Here is a 24,807-nt window from a genome sequence, read left to right on the forward strand (position 1 = left end):
AGAAATGTACGAAGGCCGCTCTCAGAACCTGAGGGCGGCCTTTGTATTCGGCGTTTCGGCAAGGCGTCCGGTTGGTTGAGGGTGACCTCAGCGGACGAGTGCAGTAGCGTCAAGAACGGTTCCAGACGTGTTAAGCAAGAAAACGATCGACCTAGGAGACGACGACATGTCATACCCGACCGGGGGCTCCGGGTACAACACACCCGCAACGCCTTCCGCACCAAGCACAAGCAACCTCGGCCAAGCGGCCAGTGGCGGCGGCTCAGGTGCGAGCGCTTCCGGGTCCGAGGGCAAGGGACTTCCGTTCTTCCTGCTGATCGGTGTCGCCGCGCTCGGTGCGCTGAACTTCCTGCTCGGATTCCTGCCCTACGCGTCCGTGATGGATGAGGGAGTCAGCGGTTTCCAGATCGGCCTCGCCGGGCCGCTCGGGCTGCTGCTGTTCAGCGGTCTGCTCGCCGGGCTGTCGTTGCTGCCCGAGCAGAATTGGAAGGCGATCTCGGCTGCCGCGGCGGTGGCGGGTTTCCTCGGCGTCGCGGTCCAGGCTTTCAGCCTCCCGAATGGCTTGGACACCGGAATCGGCGCGTGGGTGCTGCTGTTCCTCGGCCTGGTGCAGGCCGGGCTGGCCGCCGCGGTGGTGCTGTTCGCCATGGGCATCGTGAAGGCGCCCGCGCCGAAGCCGGCCCAGCCGAGCCAGCAGGGCCAGCAGGCCGGATACGGTGCGCCGCAGGGCGGTTACGGCCAGCAGTCCTTCGGCGGCCAGAGCCAGGCGGGTCAGCCGTATGGGCAGCAGTCCTTCGGCGGGCAGCAGGGCGGCCAGGCCGGTTACGGCAGCTCCACCGGCGGCCAGTACCAGCAGCAGCCGTCCTACGGTCAGCAGGGCCAGTCCTACGGCCAGCAGAGCCAGCCGGGTCAGCAGCAGGCCGGTTACGGTCAGCAGCAGCCGTCCTACGGCCAGCAGCCCGGTTACGGTGCGCCGCAGCAGGGTTCGCCCTACGGCCAGCAGCCGCGTCCTGACGAGAGCGCGACCCAGCACTTCGCCAGCCCGCAGGCCGGTCAGCAGCAGTACGGCAGCACGCCGTCCTACGGTCAGCAGCCGGGGCAGGCCGGTCAGCCGTTCGGCGGCGAGCAGGGCGAGGATCCGGCCAACAAGGCCACCCGCGCCTTCCGTCCCTCGGATGACCAGCAGCAGTAGTACCTGAACCGCGGAGCCGGTGCTCGCCAACTTCTTTGGCGGGCACCGGCTCTGTGTTTCCATGCCCCTTGCCCGCACCTCCCGGCGCGCCTGGCTCGCTCGGAGTTCCAGAGATGCGACGCTGAATTGTCATGAGCTCATCTAGAAACAGCCTCGAGCGCTGGACCGGCGGCGCCGAGGAGAGCGATACCGCGCGCGGCGCCCGCTCGGCCAGGTCGCGCAAGCCCGATACCGGTGCGGACGGCCCCTTTCTGGCGCTGACCCCGGAACGCGGGCGGGCCCTGCTGCTGGTGGCCGCGCGCCCGGCGGCACTGACCTTGACCGCGATGACCGTGCTCGTTTTCGCGACCTTGCTGACCGCGCGCAGCGGCCTGACCGGTACGGCGGGCGCTATCGCGGCGAGCTGGCTTGCGGCGCATCAGGTTCCGCTGGTGATCGGCAGCACCCAGCTGGGGCTGCTGCCCTTGCTGCCGACCGGCCTGGTGCTGTGGCTGACCTGGCGTGAAACCCAGCGTGCGGTCGAACCGGACAGTTCCCGCGCCGATCTCATCTGGCTGGCCGGGGCCGCGGTGGCGGGCCCGCTGCTGGTCACCGCCGTCTGCTCGGCCGTCGCCGAGGACGCCTCCGGCGTGGTCGCGCTGCAACCGCCGAACGCCCTGGCCGCCTTCGGCTGGGTGTTCCTGCTGCAACTGCTCGCGGCGGCGGCCGGCATCGCGAGTCGCACCGGCCACCAGCTGGTTTCGCGGCTGGATCTGCCCGAGTGGGTGATCTCCGCGGGTTATGCCGCGCGCCGCACCACGCTGCGCCTGCTCGCGGCCGGGGCCGCGGTGACCGTGCTGTCGTTCCTGCTGCACTGGTCGCGCATCGACGACACCTACCGGGCCGCGGGCAACGCGGTGGGCGTGCTCGGCCTGACGGTGCTGTCGCTGGCCTATCTGCCCAACGTGGTGCTCGGCGCGGTCGGCGTGCTGGTCGGCGCGGGCGCGCAGTTCGGCGAAGCGTCGATCGGCCTGTTCTCCGTTGTGGGCGGCCCGATTCCGGCGGTGCCGGTGCTCGCGGCGCTGCCGTCCGGTCCCGCGGCGACCTGGTGGCTGGTGTTCCTGCTGATCCCGGCGGCGCTCGGCGCGCTCAACGGCCTGGACTGCGGGCGCACCTCGCCCGATCAGGTCACCGCGCCGTGGGCGACGCTCACCTCCGCGGCCCTGACCAGCATGGCGTTGACGCTGCTGGCCGGGATCAGCGGCGGCGTGCTGGGCAGCTTCGGCCGGGTCGGGCTGGAACTGCCGGTCTTCGGGCTGCTGGTCTTCGGCTGGCTGGCGCTCGCCGGTTACGTCGGCCTGATGTTCACGCGCTGGTTCGTGGTTCCGGTGGGGACCGTGCCGCGGCTCGCGAAACCGGCGCCGGTGGCCGCATATGACGAGGACTACGACGACCACAGCTACTACGACGAACAAGGCGAGTACGACGAGCACGCCTACGACGAGCACGACAGCTACTACGACGACGATCCCGAGGGCCGCTTCCACGACGACGACGACTACTACGACGAGGACTACCCGGACTACGACGGTCCCGATCTCGAGGTCGAGGTGGACGGCGAAGTCGTCGAGGAGGAGGAGGCCGAGATTCCGGTGACGAGTGAGTCGGCAAGCGCCACCACCGCTCCCGACATCGTCGACGCCGAGGTGGTCGACACCCAGGAGACCGACCCGGACCCGGATCCGCGCCCGTACTTCCGCAGCCGCTAGGCCGCGGCCCGCGGGGTAGTGACCGGTCGAAAGTGAGCTGACCGACACCATTAGGCTCTACGACGGCGGCAGTCAGGTTGCCCGCCCTCCCACCGATTCGCAGGAGTAGAGCCCTGAGCGTACCCACCCCGTCGACTTCGCAAGCTCTAGCGTCCTCGACTGCCTCGTGGGTGCCCACCGCGGCACCGGCCACCGTCGTCGTGCTCGCCTCGGGCACCGGATCGCTGCTGCGCGCCCTGCTCGAGGCCGCGAGTGCCGCCGATTTCCCGGCGAAGATCGTCGCGGTCGGCGTGGACCGGCACTGCGCCGCGACCGAGCACGCCGAAGCCGCCGGCGTCCCGCACTTCAAGGCCGCTCTGCCGGACTTCGCAGACCGGGCTGCGTGGGATGCCGCGCTGACGGCGGCGGTCAGCGAATATCAGCCGGATCTGGTCGTCTCGGCCGGCTTCATGAAGATCCTGGGCCCCACGTTCCTGGAACGGTTCGGCGGCCGGATCATCAACACCCATCCCGCGCTGCTGCCCGCGTTCCCGGGCGCGCACGGCGTGCGCGACGCGCTCGCTTACGGGGTGAAGGTCACCGGTTCGACGGTGCACCTGGTCGATTCGGGTGTGGACACCGGGCCGATCCTCGCCCAGGAGGCGGTCGCGGTGCTGCCCGCCGATGACGAGGCGAGCCTGCACGAGCGCATCAAGGTTGTCGAGCGACGGTTGCTGGCGGAGGTTGTCGCCGCCGTCGCGACGCGAGGCATTGTCTCCGACGGACGAAAGGCAGTAATACCCAATGAGTAGCCGCAGGCCGATCAAGCGGGCGCTTATCAGCGTCTACGACAAGACCGGGCTCGTCGAGCTCGCGACCGGCCTGCATGCCGCCGGGGTTGAGCTGGTGTCGACCGGTTCGACGGCGGGCAAGATCGCCGCCGCCGGTATCCCGGTGACGAAGGTGGAAGACCTGACCGGTTTCCCGGAGACCCTGGAGGGCCGGGTCAAGACGCTGCACCCGCGCGTGCACGCCGGCATCCTGGCCGACACCCGCAAGCCGGATCACCTCGATCAGCTCGTCGAGCTGGGCGTGGAAGCCTTCGAGCTGGTGGTGGTGAACCTCTACCCGTTCACCCAGACCGTCGCCAGTGGCGCGTCCATCGACGAGTGCGTCGAGCAGATCGATATCGGCGGCCCCTCCATGGTGCGCGCCGCCGCGAAGAACCATCCGTCGGTCGCGGTGGTCGTCGCCAGCGGCGACTACACCGAGGCGCTCGCCGCCGTGCAGTCCGGCGGCTTCACCTTGGCCCAGCGGACCGCGTTGGCGGCCAAGGCTTTCCAGCACACCGCCAGTTATGACGTGGCCGTCGCGAGCTGGATGACCAACGTGGCCGTCCCCGCCGCCGCGCCGGAATCCGAAGCCGCGCATCAGTTCCCGGCCTGGATCGGCGGCACCTGGACTCGCGAGGACGTGCTGCGCTACGGCGAGAACCCGCATCAGGCCGCCGCGCTCTACGTCAGCGAGGGCGGCCCGGCCGGTCTGGCGCAGGCACAGCAGTTGCACGGCAAGGAGATGTCGTACAACAACTACACCGACGCCGATGCCGCCTGGCGCGCCGCCTACGACTTCGACGAGCCCGCCGTGGCCGTCATCAAGCACGCGAACCCGTGCGGCATCGCGATCGGCGCGGATATCGCCGAGGCGCATCGCCGCGCGCACGCCACCGACCCGGTCTCCGCCTACGGCGGCGTGATCGCGGCCAACCGTGAGGTCTCGGTCGAGATGGCCGAGCAGGTCGCCGAGATCTTCACCGAGGTCATCGTGGCCCCGGGGTATGCCAACGGCGCGGTGGAAGTCTTGCAGCGCAAGAAGAATGTGCGCGTGCTGACCGCCGCGCCCGCGCAGCGCAAGGGCGCGGAACTGCGTCCGGTCAGCGGCGGCGCGCTGCTGCAACAGCGCGACATCCTCGACGCCGAGGGTGACAGCGCCGCCAACTGGACCCTCGCCGCCGGTGCGGCCGCCGACGCGGCGACGCTGCGTGATCTCGAATTCGCTTGGCGCGCTTGCCGTGCCGTGAAGTCCAACGCGATCCTGCTGGCCCACGAGGGCGCCGCCGTCGGCGTCGGCATGGGTCAGGTCAACCGCGTCGACTCCTGCAAGCTGGCGGTCGAGCGCGCCGGTGACCGGGCCAAGGGCTCGGTAGCCGCGTCCGACGCCTTCTTCCCGTTCTCGGACGGTCCGCAGATTCTGGTCGCCGCCGGGGTCCGCGCCATCGTGCACCCGGGCGGGTCGATCCGGGACAAGGACACCATCGAGCTGTGCCGGGAGCACGGAATCACCCTGTACCTCACGGGATCCCGGCACTTCGCGCACTGACCCGTAAACCTCGAACGCCACGCCGGACCAGGTCCGGCGTGGCGTTCGGCTTAATCGGTGGAACTACTCCTCGCCCGCCTGGCGTCGGCGATCGAGGTCGGTCTGCCGGGCATCCTCCTGACGGCGGGCTTCCTGACGCTGCGCCTCGGCCCGTTCCCGCAACTGCCGCAGGAAGGCCTCGTCGTCGTCCGGATTCTGGGGCACGTAGCGGCCCGGGCGGTCGTACTCGGCGTACCGGGTGGTCGAGCGCGGCTTCGCGTCGACCGGGCGGCCGAGCAGCAGCCAGAGGATGGCCCCGATGGTCGGGACCAGAATGATGATGAGCAGCCAGAGGCCCTTCGGCAACTGCCGGACCTCGGTATCCGGGCTCATGATGACGTCGATCAGGCAGTACACCCAGAGGGCGAGCGTGATCAGACCGACAACGGCATAAGGCATGTTTCCCCTCCTCGCACCGCAACTTCCGCGGGCGCACAACGCGCCGTACCGTATCAGACCCGAGAATGGCGCGCACCAGGGCGTTTCGCGCCGCCGGGAGCTGTGTGTTTCGTAGGCTGGCCGGATGATCAAGGGCGCGGTGACGCGGTTCGTGGTGATCGGCGCGCTGGCGCTGGCGACGGTCGCGGCCGGCGGTCAGCCGGCGGGCGCGGGGGCGGCGGTACCGCAGACGGTGCCCGCGCTGAAGAGCTGGGCTGCGGGTGGCGGCGAGTTCACGCTGGGCGAGCACGCGCGGGTGCGCTACGCCGCGGCGACCCTGCGCGAGACCGCGACGGAATTCGCGGCCGGACTGCGTGCGGCCACCGGCAAAGACGTCGAGGCCCAGGCGGGTGCGTCGGGCGACGCGGGGGATATCGTGCTGCGGATCGCGGCGGTCCCCGATGCGCCCGATACGCCCGCGGCCTACCGGATCTCGGTGGGCGGCACCCTCGATCTCCAGGGCGCGGGGGAGTCCGGCGCGTTCTACGCGACTCGTTCGGCGCTGCAACTGCTGCGCCGCGGCGCCACGATTCCCGGTGGCGTCGTGACGGATTGGCCCGACTACGCCGAGCGCGGGCTGATGCTGGACGTGGGCCGGGAGTTCATGCCGGTGCCGATGCTGCAAGCGCAGATCCGGCGGATGGGCATGCTCAAGCTGAATATGCTGCACTTGCACCTGTCGGACAGTTTCGGCTTCCGGCTGGAAAGCGCCCGGCGTCCGGAAATCACCGCACCCCAGCACTATTCGAAGCAGGACATCCGCGATCTGGTCGCCTATGCGGCGCGGTATCAGGTCGAGATCGTGCCGGAGGTCGACTTCCCCGGGCATATGAACGGCATTCTCGCCGCTCACCCGGACTTGAAACTGCGCAGCGCGGACGGCGTCGCGTCGGAGGCCGCGATCGACATCTCCGACCCGCGCAGCTACGACCTGATGCGCGACATCCTGGAGGAGTTCCTGCCGCTGTTCCCCGGCCGCTACTGGCATCTCGGCGCGGACGAGTTCCTGCTCGACGGCCTGAAAGTGCGCGGCTACGACGATTATCCGCAGCTGGGGGCCTACGCCCGCGCCACCTACGGGCCACACGCGCAACCGGTGGACGCCTTCCTCGGGCTGATCAACTGGGGCGCGGACATCGTGCGCGCGCACGGCAAGCGCCCGCGGATCTGGAACGACGGCCTGCACACGGGGGCCGGGACGCTGACCATCGGCAGCGATATCGTGCTCGACTACTGGAGCCGCGCCGGTGTGCCGCAGCTGCCGCTGCCGTTCTTCGGAATCGCCCGGACGCCACAGGATCTCATCGCGGCCGGTCATCAGGTGAAGAACGCCGCGTTCCTGCCCACCTACTACGTGGCGGGCGGTCCGGCCGCGGCGATCGCGAATCAGCCGCCGGTGCTGGGCTACGAGCTGTGGGATCCCGCGGTCTTCGTGGACGGCAGCCGCTTGGACGCGCGGCAGAACGCCGCCAATCTCGGTGCGAGCCTGCATGTCTGGTGCGACGACCCGACCGTGCAGACCCCGGACCAGATCGCGGTGTCGATCACCGTGCCGCTGCGCGTCATGGCACAGAAGACCTGGGGTCCGCGACACCCGGCCGGCTACGCCGAGTTCACCGCGCTGTCCGACGCGATCGCCGAGCCGCTGCCCTGACGCGCCGGAATCAGGCCGCGCTCAGCACTTTCCGATCACCCAGCGGCGCCTTCAGCTGGATTTCCAGCGTCCCGAAGATGGCGTCCATCGTGCACATGCGCCCGACCGCGTCGGCCCGGGAGCCGGACCGCAGCTCGATGGTGACGGCCTTGCCGGTTTCGGTGGTGGTGGCGTCCACGCCGTAGCACGCGGGGTTGCCGGTCTGGAAGTTGATCGCGATCCGGTCGGCCCCGAGCCGGGACCACGAGGTGAACGGAATCGGGTGTGCGCCAACGATGGTGGGGTCGGCGGTGAAGAGCTTGCCGGGCTCGGGACTGGTGGCTTCGGTCGGTGTCGCGGCGGCGGCGGTGCTCGTCGCGCTCGAGTTCTGTTGTCCGCCGGTGTCGTCGGAACCGCCGCACCCCGTCAGGGGGACGGCCAGCGCGACGGCGGCGATGAACAGGCGGGCTCCCGGCATCCGATGCATGCGGCCGAGCTTAATCGAGGCGGGTTGGTCAATTTTCGGCAAATCGCGGGTCGGAATCCCCGGCCCGGCTTCGGACCCGCGTTAGATTCGCCCCGATGCACGCCGGAAGCGGGCGGGCATCGCTGTGGGCTGCATTCCTCATTCGGCGAAAGGACCATCATGGGCGACACGCTGCGCGTTGGCGAAGAACTCGGGCTCGGCCAATCTCTGACGAACGGTGCGTACACCCTGACACTGCAACCGGACGGCAACCTGGTGCTCTCGGAGCCGGACGGCAATGTCGTGTGGGCCGCTCAGACGCACGGCCAGGACGTGCAGAAGGCCGTCTTGCAGCCGGACGGCAACTTCGTGCTCTACAAGGGTGATGGTGCGGCGGCCTGGTCCACCGAGACCAACGGCAAGAGTGTCGACCGGCTGACGGTGCAGGCGGACCGCAACGTCGTCCTGTACGGCGCGGACGGCGGCGCGGTCTGGGCCACCGACACCAAGACCGACAACCCGATCGCGGCCGAGGCGCCCGCCGCGCCGCCGGCGGCCGAGGGCGGCGGCCGGTCCTACACCGTGGAGCCGGGCGACACCATGTGGGCGATCGCCGAGCGTTTCCTCGGTGACGGCAACCGCTTCCAGGAGATCGCCGACGCCAGCGGCGTCGCCAACCCGGACTCGATTCAGCCCGGCCAGGAGCTGAAGATCCCGTAGCCGGAAACGGCGAGAGGGCCCCGAATCCCTTCGGGGCCCTCTCGTCTGTCCGCCTACCGGCTGGTGAACGGAAGCAGCGCCATTTCGCGCGCGTTCTTGACCGCGACGGCGACCTGCCGCTGCTGCTGCGGGGTCAGTCCGGTGACGCGGCGGCTGCGGATCTTGCCGCGGTCGGAGATGAAGGTGCGCAACAGGTTCACGTCTTTGTAGTCGACGGTTTCGATCCCCGCGGCGATGAGCGGGTTCTTCTTCGGGCGCCGGGCCTGTTCGGCGCGAACCTTCTTCGAGGGTGCTCGCTTGACTGCCATTTCCGGGTTTCCTTCTGCGGGATCGGTACTTTTACCAGCTCGACTTGCTCACACCGGGGAGTTCGCCCCGATGGGCCATCTCGCGCACACGCACACGGGAGAGTCCGAACTTCCGGAGGTGACCGCGCGGACGTCCGTCCGCGGCGTCCCGATTGCGCAATCTTACCGGACTGGCGTCCCTGGGCAGCCGCTGCAACGCGGCCTGCGCCTCGGACCGCCGGTCCTCCGGCGTGCCCGGCTTGCGGATCAGTTCCTTGAGTTCGGCGCGGCGAGCCGCGTAGCGCGCCACCACTTCCCGGCGCTGTTCATTGCGCGCGATCTTGGATTTCTTGGCCATAGATCAGCGCTCCTCGCGGAAGTCCACGTGCTTGCGCACGACGGGGTCGTATTTCTTCAGCACCATGCGGTCGGGGTCGTTGCGCCGGTTCTTGCGCGTGACGTAGGTGTAGCCGGTGCCCGCGGTGGACTTCAGCTTGACGATCGGCCGCAGCTCGGTCGATTTCGAGGCCATCGCGCGCTCCTAGATCTTCTCGCCGCGGGCGCGCAGGCGGGCGACGACCGCCTCGATGCCGTCCCGGTCGATGGTTTTGATGCCCTTGGTGGAGACGGTCAGCGTGACGCGCCGATCCTCGCTGGGCAGGTAGTAGGTCTTGCGCTGGATATTGGGGTTCCAGCGCCGGTTGGTCCGCTTGTGCGAGTGCGACACGGACTTGCCGAAGCCGGGCTTACGCCCGGTGACCTGGCAATGGGCCGACATGCGGGCTCCCTCCAGTAGATGACAATCATTTTCGACAACGACTGATTCAGACTGTACCGTTGCTCCTCGGTTAATGGAAATCGTTGTCGAAAGGAGTTCCGGTGGCTGTTCTCGAACGCACGCCGGTCGTGCTGATCGCGGGCTTCGCGGGACGGGCCACCGCGGGTGTGGACCAGCTCGCCGCCGCATTGCGGGCGCGGGCCGGCACGGTCGTCGTCCGGCACGAGCTGAGCGAGCTACGCGAAGGCATCGTGCGGCGCACGGTGTGGCAGGACGGCCGGGAATGCACCGAGGTGCTGGAACTGGCGCACGGCTGCGTCTCCTGCACGCTGCGCGCCGACCTGCTGCCGCTGCTGTGCCGGCTGTCGGCCCGGGATTCGGTGGATCGCATTGTGCTGGCACTGGATCCGGCCTTCGAGGCCGAAGCCGTGTGCCAGGCCATCGAGGGCGTCGTGGTCACCGGGATCGTCGGCCGCGTGGACGGCCCGGCCGGTCGTGATGTGCGCGTCGAAGCCGTGCTGACCTGCCTGGACACCCAGACCTGGCTGGCCGATGCCACCGGTGACGAAAGCCTCGCCGAGCGGGGGTTGGCGGCCGCCGACGACGACCGCACGGTCGCGCAGGTGGCCGTCGGGCAGGTCGATTTCGCCGACGCCCTGGTGGCGCTCGGTCCCGCCGTCGACGCCCTGGAACAGGCCCGGCTCGCGGAGGTGCTGGCCCGGCTGGTGCCGGACGCGCCGGTCTGCTGGACCGACGACCTCGCCACCGTCGGCCCCGCCGAGATCGAACAGCTGCTGGGCCGGATCCCCGCCGACGCGCGGCGCGGCCGGACCTTCGACGCGCACGCGCCGCTGTTGCGCGGCCAGCCGCCGCTGGGCACCGAGCACGGCGTGACGCTCATCGAGTTCGCGGCGAGCCGGCCGTTCCACCCGGAACGGCTGCACGAAGCCCTGGACGTGCTGTTCGACGGCGTGGTCACCGCGCGCGGCCGGATGTGGCTGGCCACCCAGCCGGACGAGGTGGTGTGGCTGGAGTCCGCGGGCGGCGGCCTGCGGGTCGGCGGCGCCGGTCGCTGGCTCGCCGCGATGCCGGCGGACGAAGTGGCGCAGGCGGATCCGGCCCGGCGCGCGCTCGCGGCGCTGCGCTGGGACGAGACCTTCGGCGACCGCGACATCTCGCTGGTGATCCTGGCGCACGACGCCGATCCCGCCGATATCCGCCACGCCCTGCACTGGGCGCTGGTGGAGGACGACGAACTGCGCCTGGTCGAGCGCGCGCCCGAACGGGTGGCGCAGTGGGAGGACCCGTTCGGCGACTGGCACCAAGACCCGTGCGCGGATCCGGAATTGGACCCCGCGCCGTCGAATTCTCAGAGAGGAGAAGGTAAGTGAAAGCAGGAATTCATCCGGACTACCACCCCGTGGTGTTCGAGGATCAGAGCACCGGCAAGCGGTTTCTGACCCGTTCGACCGCGACCAGCGCGCGCACCGTCGAGTGGGCGGACGGCCACAACTACCCGCTGCTGGTGGTGGACGTGACCTCGGACTCGCACCCGTTCTGGACCGGCACCCACCGCGTCATGGACACCCAGGGCCGGGTGGAGAAGTTCGAACGCAAGTACGGCCGCCGCGCGCCGCGCGCGAGCAAGGAGAACTGACATGGCGGTTCCGAAGCGGCGGATGTCGCGGTCCAACACCCGCAGTCGCCGGGCCCAGTGGAAGGCGACCGCGCCGGATCTGGTCGAGGTCAAGGTCGGCGGTGTGGCGCACAAGGTGCCGCGCCGACTGGTCAAGGCGGTGCAACTCGGCCTGGTCGATCCGGCGCGACTGTAGGCCAACCAGCCCGGTCCGATGATGGCTATCGGTCAGCTATTGATGGCGGAGAAATCACCTGGAGTTTTTCCGAAAGCCCAGCTAGCGGACCGATAACCATGGGGGGAATTGCGTACTGGGAGTTGGTTTTTGGTGACCGTAAAAGTCCCAATGCAGTGATGAAATCGTGTCGTGCCGCCGGTACATTCATTCGCGAGGGCGGGTTCTCCCGGGCAACCGAGAGAACCCGCTCATCGCCAAAATTGGCGCCCCGTCGACTTGCTATCTGGCCCGATCGCCTTGGCCGGGCAGTCCGGGTAGGTCAGGGATCAGCGATTCGAGCCGGGAACCCACGGCTGCCGCCGGTCCTTCGATCAAGGACAGCGGCCAGGGCCAGCGCGGCCCCTCCAACCGCCGCACCTCTTCCACCAGCTCCGCGGTCGTCGCCTCCAATTCGCTGACCTGCGTCCGCAACGCCTCGGTATCGCCCTCCAGCTCGTCGATCCGGCGCAGCGCCGAAGCCACGCCGTCGACCAGCGTCAGATTCCGCCCCTCGGCGTCGGTGCCGAGCTGCGGCCACCCGGCCAGGCCCGGCCCGCGCAACTGAATCTGGATGTCCCGCAGCACTTCGTCTTGTTCCGGCGTCACGTCAGGCTCCTCCTGTACGAAATCCCACTGCCCGAAATCCACGGTCTCGGCGACATTCACATCACAGAGCACCCCGCCCACCACCCGCTGCTCCAGCGTCTGATGAATATTGCGGCGCGACTCCACATTTCCGCCCGACCAGGCATCGGTCTGCCACGCCCACAGCGCGTGCCCGGAATCCAGCGCCCGGCGCAACGGCCAATATCCGCCGTAGATACCGACATTCGCGCGGCCGAGCACCGTCGCCGCGCCGTCCAGGTAGGCGTTGATCGGGACCTGCTGCTGCGGCGTGGCATCGAAATCCACCGAGAAATAGATCGGCCGGTCGGTCCGTCCGCCACAGCGCAGCACCTGCGCCAGGCCCAGTTCCGCGTCCAGCGCGCCCGCCTCGTAGCCGTCGAGCATCCGATCGGCCGTGGTCTCCCAATTCGACGCGATCGAAACGCCGTGCGCCCGAAGGTCATCCGCCTCGGCGGGCGTGAGCAGCTTGCCCGGCAGCGTCGGCCCGCCCGAGCTGAGATAACGCACCACGAAATCGAATCCGGCCGCCCGGATCGCCGCACCGCCCGGACGCCCACCCGCATAGTCCAGCCCGAACCGCATGTCTCCCACTGTAAGTCGCGCCCGCACGCGGTCGCGCGACTTCGCCCGATATGTCGCGCCCGGCCGTGCCGACACGCGCGACTTCGCCCGATATGTCGCGCCCGGCCGTGCCGACACGCGCGACTTCGCCCCGCTCGGTTGTGTCGACCTGCGCTGTTTCGGGCAGGTCAGCCCGGCTGGGCCAGCGGCGTCTCGTCGGTCAGCGTGGACTCGAACGGACGGCGCAGCGGCGCCAGCAGCACCGCGGCGATCGGGACCGCCAAGGTCAGCAGTCCCACCACGAACGCCGGATAGGCGAAGTCGAACAGCTCGATGCCGTTGGGCACCGGCACGCCCGGCTCGATATCGACCTCGATCGCGGACATCGCCAGCACTTGCGCGGCCACCACGGTCGCCCCGGCCAGCAGCGCCGCGCCCACCCGTGCCCGCACCGATTCGCGGTAGGTCAGCGTCAACCACAGCGCGCCGACGAAGCCGAGCACCGCGACCACCCCGACGAAGTACAGCGGCCAGGTCGACACGGTGACCGTGCCACGCACGCGTACCGCGTGCACGCCCAGCATCACCGTGGTCACCAGCCCGAGCGCCGCGATCGCGCCGCCGGCCAGCGAGCGGGTCAGCTGGGACCGGTTCCCGGCGAGCACCAGGCCGAGCAGGCAGCCCAGGGTGGCCGGCGCCAGCGCCGCGGCGATCGGGCCGACCTCGTAGCGCACCGGACTGTCCGACACCGAGAAGCCCAGCAGCAGCACCAGACTCGCCAGCCAGAAGCCGATCCCGCCGATCGAGGTCGCGCCCACGGTCAGCCAGCCCAGCGCGGCCCGCGCCGAGATGTCCGGCGTGCCCGCGTGCCGGATGCAGATCAGGCCGATCAGCGTGCCGAGCGCGGACACCCCGAAGGCCAGCCCGAGCATCCAGTTGCCCATGGCGAAGTAGTCGATCTCAGACATGCCGGCCGGTCCGCTCGAATTCCTGTGCGGTCAACCGCATCAGGGCGTACTCGGTGATCGCGGCCAGCGTGCGCCGCACCTCCTCGGCGCTGCGCGCGTCGATATCGATGATCGGCACGCCCTCCCGGATCGACAGCGCCTCACGCACCTCGTTCAGCGGGAACCGCGGCGCGCCGGGGAACCGGTTGATCGCCACCAGGAACGGCAGCTTGCGCGACTCGAAATAGTCGACGGGCGCGAAACTGTCCTCGATCCGGCGGGTGTCCACCAGGACGACCGCGCCGATCGCGCCGCGCACCAGGTCGTCCCACATGAACCAGAACCGGCGCTGCCCCGGCGTACCGAACAGGTACAGCACCATGTTGTTCGGCAGGATGATCCGGCCGAAGTCCATGGCCACCGTGGTGGTGGTCTTGTCCGGGGTGGCCGCCAGGTCGTCCACGCCATCGGAGGCGTCGGTGACCAGCGCTTCGGTACGCAGCGGCACGATCTCGGAGACCGCGCCGACGAAAGTCGTCTTGCCGGCGCCGAATCCGCCCGCGATGACGATCTTGGTCGACGCGGTGCGGGCTTCTTCGAGCCCGAAAGTGCTAAAGGGCGCGGATTCCACGCAGGGTCCTCTCCATCAGGGCACGGCGCTCGTCGTAACTCGCGTCGTCGGTCAAGGTCGAATGCACGCGCAGGGAACCGGCGACCACGAGATCGCCGATCATCACCCGGACCAGCCCGAGCGGGCGCTCCAGGCGGCCCGCGATCTCGGCGACGGACAGCCGCTGGGTACCGAGGTGCAGGATTTCCATCCGGATATCGCCGGCGGGCCAGGTCGGGTAGGACGGAAAGGACACCGTCTCGATCACCGCCTCCAGCGGCAGATCGACAGCGGAGGCGGTGCGTCCTCCGGTGAGGGCGTAGGGCCGCACCCGGCCAGGCCGGCGCGGCGACTCGCCAGTGCTGTACGGGTCGACAGGGCTGGGCACAGGCGGACTCACACGGTAGATCGGGCGGTGGCCTGAATGACCGTCCCGACCCGGTCGACGAGCAGGGCCATCTCGTAGCCGATCCGGCCGATGTCGTGCTGCTTGGTGGCCAGCACCGCGAGATGCGAAGCCGTGCCGACGCTCATCACCAGCAGATAGCCGCGCTGCATGTCCACGATCGACTGCATCACCTTGCCGCCGTCGAACAGCTGCACCGCACCGGTGGCCAGGCTGGCCAGGCCGGCGGTGATGGCGGCGAGCTGCTCGGCGCGCTCCTCCGGCAGATTGTCGCTGGTGGCCTGGAGCAACCCGTCCGCGGAGACCAGGACCGCGTGCGAGACGCCGGGTACTTCGCGAGCGAACCGCGCGACCAGCCAGTTGAGATTGGCGTTGTTGGATTCACTCATACAAATTCCCCATGTTCGTGTTGGGCGTCGGCGGCGCGGCGACCGCTGAAGACGCCGTTCAGGTGGCGGGTCAGGTTCTCGCGGATCTCTTCCGGGTCCCGGATTCCGGACTCGGCACTCGGGTCGACGCTGCCGGGAACCAGCTGAGCGCCGGGCCTGCGGATCGGCAGACCGCCACGGGTCCGGCCCGAGGAGGCCGGGGTGCTGGCTTCGGCCGCGGCCTGCCAGCCGGAGTCGGCGGGCGAGCTCCATTGCGCGCCCGAGGAATCCGAGGCCGCCGAGTCCACCAGCCACTCCGAGACCATGCGCTGGTAGATCGGCGCGGCGCCGCCGCCGTCATCCGGATCGGCGGGCACCGGCTCGAAAATCGGTGGGCCGAAGGTGCTCTCCGGCTCGGGTTCGGGCTCGGGCTCGTCGGCGACCGGGTGCAGCGCCGCGGTCGGGGCCGGGTCGGTCACCGGCTCGATGTGGCGCGGCACCGCGTCCAGGCCGAAGCGGGACTCGTAACCGGCCGGGGTCGAGATCTCGGGCGCGGGTTCGGCGGCGGGCTCGGGTTCCGGGTCCGGCGGCAGCGGTAACCGGCGCGGCAGACCGGAGGCGGTGAGCTGCGGCGGAGCGGGCGCCTCGGCCGGTTCCGGATCGGGGACCGGTTGCAGGTGCGGCAGCGTCGAGGTCTGCAACGGCACCACGGGCGCGGTCGGGTGATCGGACTCGGGCAGCGAGACCAGGCGCGCGGGCAGATGCACCGCGGCGGTGATGCCGGTGCCGTCGGTGGTCGAGGTGGTCCGGCGCAGGCTGACCTGGATGCCGTGCCGGGCCGAGAGATTGGAGACCACGAAAAGGCCCATGCGGCGGGCGGTCTCGAAGTTGACCTGGCCGCCGGAGGCGAGGCGGTAGTTGGCGGCCTCCAGGTCCTCCTCGGACATGCCCAGTCCGCGGTCGGTGATCTCGATCAGGTAGCCGCCGTCCATCGTGCGGCCCACGCCGACCCCGACCCGGCGGTCCGGCGGGGAGTACCGCAGCGCGTTGTCGATCAGCTCGGCGAGCAGGTGCTCGATGTCGACCGCGGCCGCACCGGCGACGACACCGGTGGGCACGGCGCCGATTTCGGCCCTTTGATAGTCCTCGACCTGGGAGATCGCGCTCCAGAGCATGTCCGAGAGGCCGACCGGCTCCAGATGACCGCGGCGCAACGGGGTGCCGGCCAGCACCAGCAGATTGTCGCCATTGCGGCGCATGCGGGTGGCCAGGTGATCGAGCCGGAACATGCTCTGCAGGCGGATCGGGTCCTCTTCGTTGCGCTCGAGTTCCTCGATCAGGGTCAGCTGCTGTTCCACCAGCGACTGGCTGCGCCGGGACAGCGTCTCGAACATCTTGCCGATCTGTAGTCGGAGCGCCGCGAGATTGAGGGCCTGTTCGTGCATTTCGTCGACGGCGCGGGCGAGCTGCCCGATCTCGTCGCGGCCGGTGACGCCGACCGGGGTGATCTGCGGGGCGGTGCCGCCGGAATAGACAAGCGCCAATTCCTCGGGTAGCCGGACGTGCGCGGTGTCGAGCACGTCGTGGCGTAGTCGGCGGATCGACATGACCAGGGCCTGAGCCACCCACAGCGCCAGCGCCAGGCCGGCCAGCAGGGTGCCGATGATGATCGAGGTGTCGCGCATCGCGTCGGTGCGGGCGCTGGTCAAGGCGGCGCCCAGCACCCGCTCGACGGCTCGCGCCCGTTCGGTCGAGGCCAGTTCGTAGGTGGCGGAACTGGTGCGCATCGATTCCACCAGCTCGGCGGACCGGGCCGGATCGGCGACGGTCTGCAGCCGGGTCATCGCGCCCGAGACCAGCTTGTCGTTGTGCGGGGCGTCGTCGGGATTGGTCTGGTCGTAGGCCCGGATCATGGCCAGCTCCGAGCCGATCACGGTCAGCAACCGGCCGGCCAGCTGGCTTTGCTCGGCGGGAGTGGTCTTGCCCGAGGTGAGCATGCCGATGATCAGCTGTTCCTGCGCGAAGATGCGGCGCGCGGCGACCAGCGAGGTGACCTGCAGCATGTAGCGCTGCGCGCCGTTGTAGCCGGAGGTCACGCCGTCGGAGGTGGCCATGGCCTTGTCGACGAAGGTCAGGATCCAGTCGAGCTGCGTGGCCAGATCGGCCGGCGGCGTGGTGCGGGCCTTGTCCCGCATCGACTTCGCCCCGGTGATCGCCTCATTCATTTCGCGGACCAGCTGGGGATGGACTTTAGGCAGGCGCAGCACCGATTCCAGATCGGCGATCGCGCGATCCAAGCGGGTGTTGGCCTTGACGATCCGGGGGTCGGTGGCCGGGTCGGTGCCGGCGGTACTCACCGCGGTCGACGCCAATTCCGCGGTGGCTCCGGCGAATTCGATGATCTGGTGGACGGCGGCGTTGTACTCGCTGGCCTGGCGCACCTGCTGCATGCCATCCAGATGGTTGTCGACGCGCAGCACTGCGAAGGACATGGCCAAGATCACGGGTGGGAGCAGCGCGATGGCGACCTTGCGGGCAACCGACCAGTTGGAGAAAATCGCCTGCCAGGATCGCGGTGCAGCTTCCATCCCGCCTCTATCCCTCAGCTCTCTCGATTAGGTCCCCCGGCTCACATTCGGCAGCGGTGCCTGTCCATAACCAACCAGAGGTCTTGTTAAATGGCACGTGAAACATACCGTGTCCGGTCACTAGCGGCAATTGAAACCAGCGGCAGGCTCGAGCCAGCAATGCCGCACGGGCAGAGTGGTTTTCGGTCGGCCGGAGTCCGGCACACGATCGGAGGTTTGCTGAAGGATGTCCAGAGCTGCCCGGCGTGTCGATACCGCCCCTCTCAGTGCCCTCTCAGTCGTTAGGGCCAAACTGGTCGCATGCGCATTCTGGTAGTCGACGACGATCGCGCCGTCCGGGAATCGCTGCGCCGGTCGCTGACCTTCAACGGCTATACCGTCGACCTCGCGGTGGACGGTGTCGATGCCCTGGAGAAGGCCGCCGCGCAACGACCCGACGCCCTCGTTCTCGATGTGATGATGCCGCGCATGGACGGCCTGGAAGTTTGCCGCCGCCTGCGCAGCACCGGTGACGATCTGCCGATTCTGGTTCTCACGGCCCGGGATTCGGTCTCCGAACGGGTCGCGGGCCTGGACGCGGGCGCCGACGACTATCTGCCGAAGCCGTTCGCGCTGGAGGAACTGCTGGCCCGGTTGCGGGCGCTGCTGCGCCGCCGCGCCACCGACTCCGAGGAAGCCTCCGAGGCGATGCGGTTCGCCGATCTGTCGCTGGACCCGGTCACCCGCGAGGTGTGGCGCGACAGCCGCTCGATCAGCCTGACCCGCACCGAGTTCTCGCTGCTGGAAATGCTGATGGCGAACCCGCGCCGGGTGCTGACCCGCAGCCGGATCCTGGAGGAGGTGTGGGGTTACGACTTCCCGACCTCCGGCAACGCGCTCGAGGTCTACATCGGCTACCTGCGCCGCAAGACCGAGGCCGAGGGTGAACCTCGGCTGATCCACACCGTGCGCGGCGTCGGTTACGTGCTGCGCGAGACCCCTCCGTAGGCCTGGAGTCATGGCACGAAGTATTCCCCGTCGCCCGGTGGTCGCCACGCTCGGCCAGCGCCCGCACGACGCGGAGATGCGCGCGCCGATGCCGCTGACCCGGTCGGTGTCGCTGCGGTGGCGGGTGACCTTGCTCGCCGCCTCGGTGGTGGCCATCGCGGTCGCCGTCACCTCCATCGCCGCCTACGCGATGGTGGAGCGGGCGCTGTACAACGACGTCGACTCGCAGCTGAAGGCGCGCGCCGAGACGATGATCAACAACAATTTCGAGAATCTGGGCTTCCAGTCCATCGTGCTGGCGGGCTTGTTCTCCAATGACGTCGGCGTGGCCCTGATTTTCGCCGACCACAAGCCGTATATGCCACCACAGCAGACGGTTCCGCCGGTCGGCAGCCAGGAACTCGCGGTCGCCGACGGCAAACTGGCCTCCTCGCTGCGTACCGTGCACAACCAGCGGGTGCTGGCGATGCCGACGAATTCCGGCGCGACGCTGATCATTTCGCAACGCCTGGAGCCGACCCGGGAGGTGCTCGACCGGCTGGCCTGGCTGCTGTTCGTGGTCGGCGGGTGCGGTGTCGTGCTGGCCGCGGCCGCCGGTACCGCGGTGGGCCGCACCGGTTTACGGCCCATCGCCCGGCTCACCTCGGCTACCGAGCGGATCGCCCGCACCGACGACCTGACCCCGATCCCGGTCACCGGCGACGACGAATTGGCCCGGCTCACCGAGAGTTTCAACACCATGCTGCGCGCGCTCGCGGAATCCCGGGACCGGCAGCGCCGCCTGGTCGCCGACGCCGGGCACGAGCTCAAGACGCCGCTCACCTCGTTGCGCACCAATATGGAGCTGTTGATCGCCTCCAGCCGCCCGGGCGCCCCGAGCATCCCCGAGGAGGACATGGCCGAGCTGCGCTCGGACGTGGTGGCCCAGATCGAGGAGCTGTCCCAGCTGGTCGGCGACCTGGTCGACCTGGCCCGCGAGGACGCCCCCGAAACCGTCTACGACCGGATCGATCTCGGCGAGGTCACCGAACGCGCGCTGGAACGGGCGCGGCGGCGGCGCGGCTCCATCGAATTCGTGGCCGAACTGCGCCCGTGGTTCATGTACGGCCACGAGGCGGGCCTGGAACGCGCGGTCCTGAACGTGCTCGACAATGCGGCGAAATGGAGTCCGGCCGGTGCGCAGGTGCATGTCGCCATGCGCGAGACCGGGCGCGGACTTTTGGAACTCGCCGTCGACGATGCCGGTCATGGAATTCCGGCCGCCGAACGCGAGCTGGTTTTCGAACGCTTCTATCGGACCACCGCCGCGCGTTCCATGCCCGGGTCGGGCCTCGGATTGGCCATCGTCAAACAAGTCGTCACCAAACACGGCGGCACCATCACCATCGACACTTCCGACCGGGGCGGCGCGCTGATCCGTATTGTGTTACCTGGTGAGGGGGCTGCGCCGGGCGTGCTGCCGGAAATGGACGACGCCGCCGCGGACCTCTCGGAAAACTGAAAGCAGGGTCAAAGCAGGATCTCAGTCCACTCTTATCCGTCGCCGCCAAGGTAGGTCGCAGACGCTAGGGAGAAACGAGAAGCCATGACCGAGGAAGAAAAAGCCGGTACCAGCGGTCCGCAGCCGACCGGGCACAACCAGGGCGCGCACCCGGAGAATTCGGGCCAGACCGGTTGGGGCACATCTTCCCAGCCCTATACGCAATCCGGTCCGTATTCCACCGGACAGTATTCGATGCCGCATTACCAGGCCCAGCCGTTCCCGGGCCCGGAATCGGGCCCGGAATACGCTGCTGCGCCCGGATATCCGAACCCGCCGCACCCCGGTGCCCCCTACGGCTTCCCGGCGCCGCAGCAGCCGCGTAAGCCGCTGCGCACCAGCCTGGTGGCGGGCGCGGTGGCGCTGGCACTGGTCAGTGGCGGCATCGGCGGCGTGGTGGGCGCGGCGGTCACCCATCGGGACGGCTCGGGCACCTCGGTCACCAACGCGCTGGACGCACCCCGCCCGAAGGTCAAGGACGTGTCGAACGCACCCGCCGGATCGGTCCAGGCGGTGGCGCAGAAAGTCGTGCCCAGCGTGGTGATGATCAAGGTCGCCAGCAATCGCGCCGAAGGCGAGGGTTCAGGCGTGATCCTGTCCTCGGACGGCCTGATCCTGACCAACAACCACGTGGCCGCGGGCGCGGGCGCGGGCTCCAAGATGGAGGTCGTCTTCAGCGACGGCAGCACGGCTCCGGCCACCATGGTCGGCGCCGACCCGGTCTCCGACCTGGCGGTGATCAAGGCCGAGAAGACCGGCTTGACTCCGATCGAATTCGGCAATTCCGCGGATCTGCAGGTGGGTCAGTCCGCCATCGCCATCGGCTCGCCGCTCGGCCTGGCCGGCACCGTCACCACCGGCATCGTGTCCGCGCTGAATCGCCCGGTCTCCACCAGCGGCGAGGGCACCTCGAGCCCGAATACGCCGAACCCGGTGATCGACGCGATCCAGACCGACGCGGCCATCAACCCCGGTAATTCCGGTGGTGCGCTGGTCGATTCGGACGGCAAGCTGATCGGCATCAACACCGCCATCGCCAGCCTGGGCGCCAACGAGATGGCCGGTCAGCAGACCGGTTCCATCGGTCTCGGCTTCGCGATTCCGGTCGATCAGGCCCGTCGCGTCGCGGACCAGCTGGTCAAGACCGGTCACGCGACCTACGCCCAGATCGGTGTCAAGCTGCGCCCGGAGGACGACCGCGCGCTGGTCCTGGAGGCGACGCCGGACGGCCCGGCGGCCAAGGCGGGCATCCCGGCGGGTTCGGTCATCACCAAACTCGGTGACCGGCCGATCGATTCCGGCAATGCCCTGATCGCGGCGGTCCGCTCGCATCAGCCCGGTGACAAGGTGAAGGTCACCTACACCGATGAACAGGGCAACAACCCCAAGACCGTCGAGGTCACGCTCAGCGGCGCTCCCGCGTAAGGCTGGAAAGGTCATGTTGATGTCGAGTCTCGACCTCAGTGCTGTTGCCAACTCAGCCGTCGAACCGGGCGCGGCAGGCGCTACGGTGAGCAGCATGGAAATCGATGCTCCTGTGGCGGGGCGTGCACTGGTGGTGGTCGTGGACGATCGGACGGCGCATGGAGGTGTGGACTCGCTCGGACCGCTGGTCACCGAGCTGCTCACCGAGGCGGGTTTCCTAGTCGACGCATCGGTTTCGGTGCAGGCCGACGAGGTGGAAATCCGTAATGCGCTCAATACCGCGGTGATCGGCGGTGTCGACCTGGTGATCTCGGTGGGCGGCACCGGGATGTCCCCGCGCGATGTCACCCCCGAGGCCACCGCCCAGGTGCTGGACCGCGAGCTGCTCGGCATCACCGAGGCGCTGCGTGCCTCCGGCCGGGTCGCCGGCTCCCTGGACGCGGGCCTCTCGCGCGGGGTCGCCGGTATCTCCGGCAGCACCCTGGTCGTGAACCTGCCGGGCACCCGCGCCGCGATCCGCGATGGCATGGCAACCCTCGGGCCGCTGGCCAGCAAGGCGATCGGCGAGCTCTCCGGATTGGCCGAATAATCAACGGCACCGATTCTTCCGACGACCCTCGCCCGGCCCGCCGCCGGGCGAGGGACGCCGCGCGTTTAGCCGAGATTTTCGGCGACGCCCTTCCCGATACCACCCGCGATGAACGCGGGGACGACTCCGAAGCGTCATCGTCTTCCGATGATTGGCTGCGCTCCCAGGTGCCACCGCACCACGGTTGAGCTTTATCTACGGCCGCGCTCCGTATTACGAACGGATATATGGCCGCGGCTGCCTCACTGTTTTTGTATTTCGACTGTGATGCAGGCCATTTCGTTACGGCGCTGACTCGTATCCGCGAATGGCCTTGTTGCGCCGCGCATGGTTGATTAACCCGTTCCGGGACCCTTCTCTGCTGCATCTATGCACGTCAAGCGATATGGCGATGTTTGACCCTGTGATCTACATCACAATGTTCTTTACCAAAGCCCGCGTTGCCACGCTGTTACCTACGGTTTAATCTTCGCCCAGAGCCACCCAACTATGGACCCCACAGGCCCGGGTACGTCACGAACGTTGCCGACCCGGCGGAACCATGGCTCGGTTCCGTTGCCAGCTAAGGCCGTTGCGCCGAAATAACGGTCGGTTACACACCGGCAACAAACGGACGACAAACTGAGCTGGGCCTGAGAGGACCATCCAGCCTCGATGGTCGAGGTTGACTGTTAGAACCTGATGAGGGGAAGTATGAGCGAGAACCGCACCAACGGTCTGCGTCGCGGTGCCGGCGTGGCCGGTGCTGCCGCGGCCGTTGCCATGGGTCTGTTTTCGACCGGCGCTGCCAATGCTGATGTCTTCGTGCCGTTGCCGGACGGCCAGAAGACGGGTCCCGGCGTGACCATTACCCGCACGGGTGAGCACGCTGTCGTCATGCCGGGCATCACCAACAACGGTGTGTCCCGCGAAGTGCGAGTGTCGGGCAACGCGACCGCCGACGTGACCGCTACTCCGGAAGGCACGCCCGGTCCCTGGAACGGCGCGGACAACAGCCCCGGCACCAACAACTCCTCGACACACGGCGCGTCGACCATCACCACCGGCTACATCGTCGGCTGCCAGGTCAGCATCGGCGATGAGGCGGTCAGCCTCAGCGGTGGCGTCAGCGTCAAGCCGGACAGCCTCGGCCTCTCCGGCGGCTTCAGCCTGGGCCTGGGCCCCGGCCAGGTCGGCTGGGTCGCCATCGAGCAGAAGGACATTCTGAAGGCCGGCGTCTACTCGGTCGAGTACGAGGACATGCTGATCGGCATCACCGGCTGCGCCGGATACGCGCAGGCGCGTTCCTACACCGTGGTCGAGATCATCGGCGATCACTACTCGAAGACCACCCTGTACGGCCAGCCCTTCTCCATCGGCTGACCCCGTCTTCGAATCGTCGAATCCTCTTCTCGCCGAACACTAAACCCCTGAGGGACTAACATGATCAACCGTAAGAACCTGGTGAAGGCTGCCGGCGCGGGTGCCGCCGCGGCTGTCGCCATGGGCCTGTTCTCCACCGGTGCGGCCAACGCGGATACCTTCGTGCCGCTGCCCGGTGCCACCATGACCAAGACCTTGTCCGACGGCACCGTCGTGAGCATCAACCTGTTCAACGAGTCCGCGAACATCAACCCGTCCATGGGCGCTACCCCGGTCCACCGCAACGCGTGGGCCTCGGGCACCGCCTCGGTCGAGCTGTCCGGCGGCGGCGCTTCGGCCGGTGGCCGGATCTACCCGGGCTACCTCGTGGGCTGCCAGGTCAACATCGGTGGCGTCGGTGTCGATGGCGGCGCCGGTCTCGACATCGAGAGCGACGGCGAAGGCGGCGCGAAGGGCACCCCGAGTGCTTCCGGTGGCGCGGCGCTCTCGCTCGGCCCCGGCCAGTCCGCGACGTTCTACGTCCTCGACCGTGAGGTCGCCGACGACTTCGGCAACGAGTCGCACTCGCGGAACAACCGTTTCAAGGGCACCACCGGCTCGGTGAGCTGGGCGGACTCCACCATCGGCCTGACCGGCTGTGGTGGCTACGCGCAGGCGCGTGCCTTCGTCAAGGTCAAGGTCGAGACCGACAACGTCATGTCGTACGTGACGATCTGGGGCACCCCCTTCAGCCTCGGCTGATCTGGTTCGCCAGACCGGAAAACCTGAGCAGGCCCGTCGCTTTCGCGGCGGGCCTGCTTTTTTGGCTTGGGGTGGCGGGGTTTACACCTCGCGGATCGTGGTCGTGCCTGTGCTCGAACCGGTTTCGGTACTCGAGTTCGCCGCGGCGTCGCGCTCGGCCGCGAGCAGATCGCGGATCTCGGTGAGCAGGGCGATCTCGGTGGCCGCCGCTTGCTTGGAGCCGAAGCGCGCCATGATGCGGTTCGCCGGGGTCACCAGCACGAAGTACAGCACCGCCGCGATCAACAGGAAGTCGATGACGGCGCCCACGATCGTGCCCAGCTGGATGAAGGTGGCCGGCTTGTCCGCCACCAGCTGGAAGCCCCAGCCGAGATCGTTGGTGCCGCCGAAGACCGCGAGCAGCGGCTTGACGATGCCGTCGGTGAAGGAGCTCACGATGGCGGTGAAGGCGGTGCCGATCACGACGGCTACCGCTAGATCGAGCACGTTGCCGCGGAAGATGAAGTCTTTGAAACCCTTGAGCATGGCCGAATCTCTCCTGTTC

Annotated in this window: 29 protein-coding genes; 16 read left to right on the top strand and 13 right to left on the bottom strand. The window is 68.7% G+C overall.

The genetic code is table 11. The features are described from left to right. Positions 1-166: 166 nt before the first annotated feature. The 4 genes from AB0M14_RS21460 to purH all read left to right on the top strand — a co-directional run bounded on the left by AB0M14_RS21460 (position 167) and on the right by purH (position 5,298). A complete protein-coding gene (locus AB0M14_RS21460; RefSeq protein WP_364997555.1) occupies positions 167-1,192 on the top strand; it encodes a DUF5336 domain-containing protein in 1,026 nt (341 codons plus the stop codon). 131 nt (positions 1,193-1,323) lie between these two features. Continuing rightward, entirely contained in the window at positions 1,324-2,940 is a 1,617-nt protein-coding gene (locus tag AB0M14_RS21465) for a DUF6350 family protein (RefSeq protein ID WP_364997557.1), read from the top strand. 170 nt (positions 2,941-3,110) lie between these two features. Further along, positions 3,111-3,731: a phosphoribosylglycinamide formyltransferase gene (purN, locus tag AB0M14_RS21470; protein ID WP_364997559.1), complete on the top strand. Its 621-nt coding sequence runs from the start codon at positions 3,111-3,113 to the stop codon at positions 3,729-3,731. Next, on the top strand, positions 3,724-5,298 hold the full coding sequence (gene purH / locus AB0M14_RS21475; protein ID WP_364997561.1) for a bifunctional phosphoribosylaminoimidazolecarboxamide formyltransferase/IMP cyclohydrolase: 1,575 nt from the start codon (positions 3,724-3,726) through the stop codon (positions 5,296-5,298). Before purN ends, purH begins: the two co-directional genes overlap by 8 nt. Before the next feature lie 63 nt (positions 5,299-5,361). Here purH and AB0M14_RS21480 read toward each other — a convergent pair whose 3' ends face one another. Beyond that, complete coding sequence (locus AB0M14_RS21480) at positions 5,362-5,736, bottom strand: PLD nuclease N-terminal domain-containing protein (protein WP_364997563.1); 375 nt, start codon at positions 5,734-5,736, stop codon at positions 5,362-5,364. A gap of 124 nt (positions 5,737-5,860) precedes the next feature. Between AB0M14_RS21480 and AB0M14_RS21485 the strand changes: the two genes are divergently transcribed. Continuing rightward, positions 5,861-7,429, top strand: coding sequence for a beta-N-acetylhexosaminidase (locus tag AB0M14_RS21485; RefSeq protein WP_364997565.1), 1,569 nt, complete (start codon positions 5,861-5,863; stop codon positions 7,427-7,429). A 10-nt stretch (positions 7,430-7,439) separates the two neighbouring features. On the opposite strand, the gene AB0M14_RS21490 is transcribed toward AB0M14_RS21485, so the two are convergent. Then, positions 7,440-7,895, bottom strand: a complete 456-nt coding sequence (locus AB0M14_RS21490) for a hypothetical protein (protein WP_364997567.1) — start codon at positions 7,893-7,895, stop codon at positions 7,440-7,442. Between the two features lie 159 nt (positions 7,896-8,054). On the opposite strand from AB0M14_RS21490, the gene AB0M14_RS21495 reads away from it, so the two are divergent. Next, positions 8,055-8,594 carry a LysM peptidoglycan-binding domain-containing protein gene (locus AB0M14_RS21495; protein ID WP_364997569.1) on the top strand — a complete coding sequence of 180 codons (540 nt, stop codon included), beginning with the start codon at positions 8,055-8,057 and terminating at the stop codon, positions 8,592-8,594. Between the two features lie 53 nt (positions 8,595-8,647). On the opposite strand, the gene rpsR is transcribed toward AB0M14_RS21495, so the two are convergent. Genes rpsR through rpmB form a run of 4 tightly spaced genes read right to left on the bottom strand, consistent with a single transcriptional unit; the run spans position 8,648 to position 9,659 of the window. Further along, positions 8,648-8,902, bottom strand: a complete 255-nt coding sequence (gene rpsR / locus AB0M14_RS21500; protein ID WP_011211513.1) for a 30S ribosomal protein S18 — start codon at positions 8,900-8,902, stop codon at positions 8,648-8,650. 31 nt (positions 8,903-8,933) lie between these two features. Next, positions 8,934-9,239 carry a 30S ribosomal protein S14 gene (gene rpsN, locus AB0M14_RS21505; RefSeq protein WP_364997571.1) on the bottom strand — a complete coding sequence of 102 codons (306 nt, stop codon included), beginning with the start codon at positions 9,237-9,239 and terminating at the stop codon, positions 8,934-8,936. Positions 9,240-9,242: 3 nt separating this feature from the next. After that, entirely contained in the window at positions 9,243-9,413 is a 171-nt protein-coding gene (gene rpmG / locus AB0M14_RS21510) for a 50S ribosomal protein L33 (RefSeq protein ID WP_194815936.1), read from the bottom strand. Positions 9,414-9,422: 9 nt separating this feature from the next. Continuing rightward, the gene (rpmB, locus tag AB0M14_RS21515) at positions 9,423-9,659 is read right to left on the bottom strand and encodes a 50S ribosomal protein L28 (protein WP_364997573.1); all 237 of its coding nucleotides are present in this window, start codon (positions 9,657-9,659) and stop codon (positions 9,423-9,425) included. Positions 9,660-9,760: 101 nt separating this feature from the next. Here rpmB and AB0M14_RS21520 point away from each other — a divergent pair, with 101 nt between their 5' ends. Genes AB0M14_RS21520 through rpmF form a run of 3 tightly spaced genes read left to right on the top strand, consistent with a single transcriptional unit; the run spans position 9,761 to position 11,491 of the window. Next, positions 9,761-11,050: a GTP-binding protein gene (locus AB0M14_RS21520; RefSeq protein ID WP_364997575.1), complete on the top strand. Its 1,290-nt coding sequence runs from the start codon at positions 9,761-9,763 to the stop codon at positions 11,048-11,050. Next, positions 11,047-11,316, top strand: a complete 270-nt coding sequence (locus AB0M14_RS21525) for a type B 50S ribosomal protein L31 (RefSeq protein WP_364997577.1) — start codon at positions 11,047-11,049, stop codon at positions 11,314-11,316. The genes AB0M14_RS21520 and AB0M14_RS21525 overlap by 4 nt, the downstream gene beginning before the upstream one ends. A gap of 1 nt (position 11,317) precedes the next feature. Beyond that, positions 11,318-11,491: a 50S ribosomal protein L32 gene (gene rpmF, locus AB0M14_RS21530; protein ID WP_364997579.1), complete on the top strand. Its 174-nt coding sequence runs from the start codon at positions 11,318-11,320 to the stop codon at positions 11,489-11,491. 261 nt (positions 11,492-11,752) lie between these two features. Here the strand turns inward: rpmF and AB0M14_RS21535 are convergent, their stop codons facing one another. The 6 genes from AB0M14_RS21535 to AB0M14_RS21560 form a co-directional block, all read right to left on the bottom strand. Next, the gene (locus tag AB0M14_RS21535) at positions 11,753-12,721 is read right to left on the bottom strand and encodes a DUF1906 domain-containing protein (protein ID WP_364997581.1); all 969 of its coding nucleotides are present in this window, start codon (positions 12,719-12,721) and stop codon (positions 11,753-11,755) included. Positions 12,722-12,888: 167 nt separating this feature from the next. Next, positions 12,889-13,668, bottom strand: coding sequence for a hypothetical protein (locus tag AB0M14_RS21540; RefSeq protein ID WP_364997583.1), 780 nt, complete (start codon positions 13,666-13,668; stop codon positions 12,889-12,891). Then, positions 13,661-14,278 carry an ATP/GTP-binding protein gene (locus tag AB0M14_RS21545; RefSeq protein WP_364997585.1) on the bottom strand — a complete coding sequence of 206 codons (618 nt, stop codon included), beginning with the start codon at positions 14,276-14,278 and terminating at the stop codon, positions 13,661-13,663. Before AB0M14_RS21545 ends, AB0M14_RS21540 begins: the two co-directional genes overlap by 8 nt. Next, a complete protein-coding gene (locus tag AB0M14_RS21550) occupies positions 14,259-14,645 on the bottom strand; it encodes a DUF742 domain-containing protein (RefSeq protein ID WP_364997587.1) in 387 nt (128 codons plus the stop codon). The genes AB0M14_RS21545 and AB0M14_RS21550 overlap by 20 nt, the downstream gene beginning before the upstream one ends. Positions 14,646-14,653: 8 nt before the next feature. Continuing rightward, positions 14,654-15,052, bottom strand: a complete 399-nt coding sequence (locus AB0M14_RS21555; protein WP_209887038.1) for a roadblock/LC7 domain-containing protein — start codon at positions 15,050-15,052, stop codon at positions 14,654-14,656. Beyond that, positions 15,049-17,619, bottom strand: a complete 2,571-nt coding sequence (locus AB0M14_RS21560) for an ATP-binding protein (RefSeq protein ID WP_364997589.1) — start codon at positions 17,617-17,619, stop codon at positions 15,049-15,051. The genes AB0M14_RS21555 and AB0M14_RS21560 overlap by 4 nt, the downstream gene beginning before the upstream one ends. Positions 17,620-17,919: 300 nt before the next feature. Here AB0M14_RS21560 and AB0M14_RS21565 point away from each other — a divergent pair, with 300 nt between their 5' ends. The 7 genes from AB0M14_RS21565 to AB0M14_RS21595 all read left to right on the top strand — a co-directional run bounded on the left by AB0M14_RS21565 (position 17,920) and on the right by AB0M14_RS21595 (position 24,263). After that, the gene (locus tag AB0M14_RS21565; protein ID WP_364997591.1) at positions 17,920-18,606 is read left to right on the top strand and encodes a response regulator transcription factor; all 687 of its coding nucleotides are present in this window, start codon (positions 17,920-17,922) and stop codon (positions 18,604-18,606) included. Positions 18,607-18,682: 76 nt separating this feature from the next. Next, positions 18,683-20,107 (top strand): HAMP domain-containing sensor histidine kinase, encoded by a 1,425-nt coding sequence (locus AB0M14_RS21570; RefSeq protein ID WP_364998997.1) that lies wholly within the window; start codon positions 18,683-18,685, stop codon positions 20,105-20,107. An 84-nt stretch (positions 20,108-20,191) separates the two neighbouring features. Then, positions 20,192-21,571, top strand: coding sequence for a trypsin-like peptidase domain-containing protein (locus AB0M14_RS21575; protein ID WP_364997593.1), 1,380 nt, complete (start codon positions 20,192-20,194; stop codon positions 21,569-21,571). 19 nt (positions 21,572-21,590) lie between these two features. Continuing rightward, positions 21,591-22,160: a MogA/MoaB family molybdenum cofactor biosynthesis protein gene (locus AB0M14_RS21580; protein ID WP_364997595.1), complete on the top strand. Its 570-nt coding sequence runs from the start codon at positions 21,591-21,593 to the stop codon at positions 22,158-22,160. After that, complete coding sequence (locus tag AB0M14_RS21585; protein ID WP_364998999.1) at positions 22,157-22,348, top strand: hypothetical protein; 192 nt, start codon at positions 22,157-22,159, stop codon at positions 22,346-22,348. The genes AB0M14_RS21580 and AB0M14_RS21585 overlap by 4 nt, the downstream gene beginning before the upstream one ends. 505 nt (positions 22,349-22,853) lie before the next feature. Beyond that, a complete protein-coding gene (locus AB0M14_RS21590; RefSeq protein WP_364997597.1) occupies positions 22,854-23,522 on the top strand; it encodes an MspA family porin in 669 nt (222 codons plus the stop codon). Positions 23,523-23,582: 60 nt separating this feature from the next. Next, positions 23,583-24,263 carry an MspA family porin gene (locus AB0M14_RS21595; protein WP_364997599.1) on the top strand — a complete coding sequence of 227 codons (681 nt, stop codon included), beginning with the start codon at positions 23,583-23,585 and terminating at the stop codon, positions 24,261-24,263. A gap of 81 nt (positions 24,264-24,344) precedes the next feature. On the opposite strand, the gene mscL is transcribed toward AB0M14_RS21595, so the two are convergent. Further along, a complete protein-coding gene (gene mscL, locus AB0M14_RS21600; RefSeq protein ID WP_364997601.1) occupies positions 24,345-24,788 on the bottom strand; it encodes a large conductance mechanosensitive channel protein MscL in 444 nt (147 codons plus the stop codon). Positions 24,789-24,807: the final 19 nt, after the last annotated feature.

The organism is Nocardia sp. NPDC051832, assembly GCF_040681285.1.
GTDB lineage: Bacteria > Actinomycetota > Actinomycetes > Mycobacteriales > Mycobacteriaceae > Nocardia.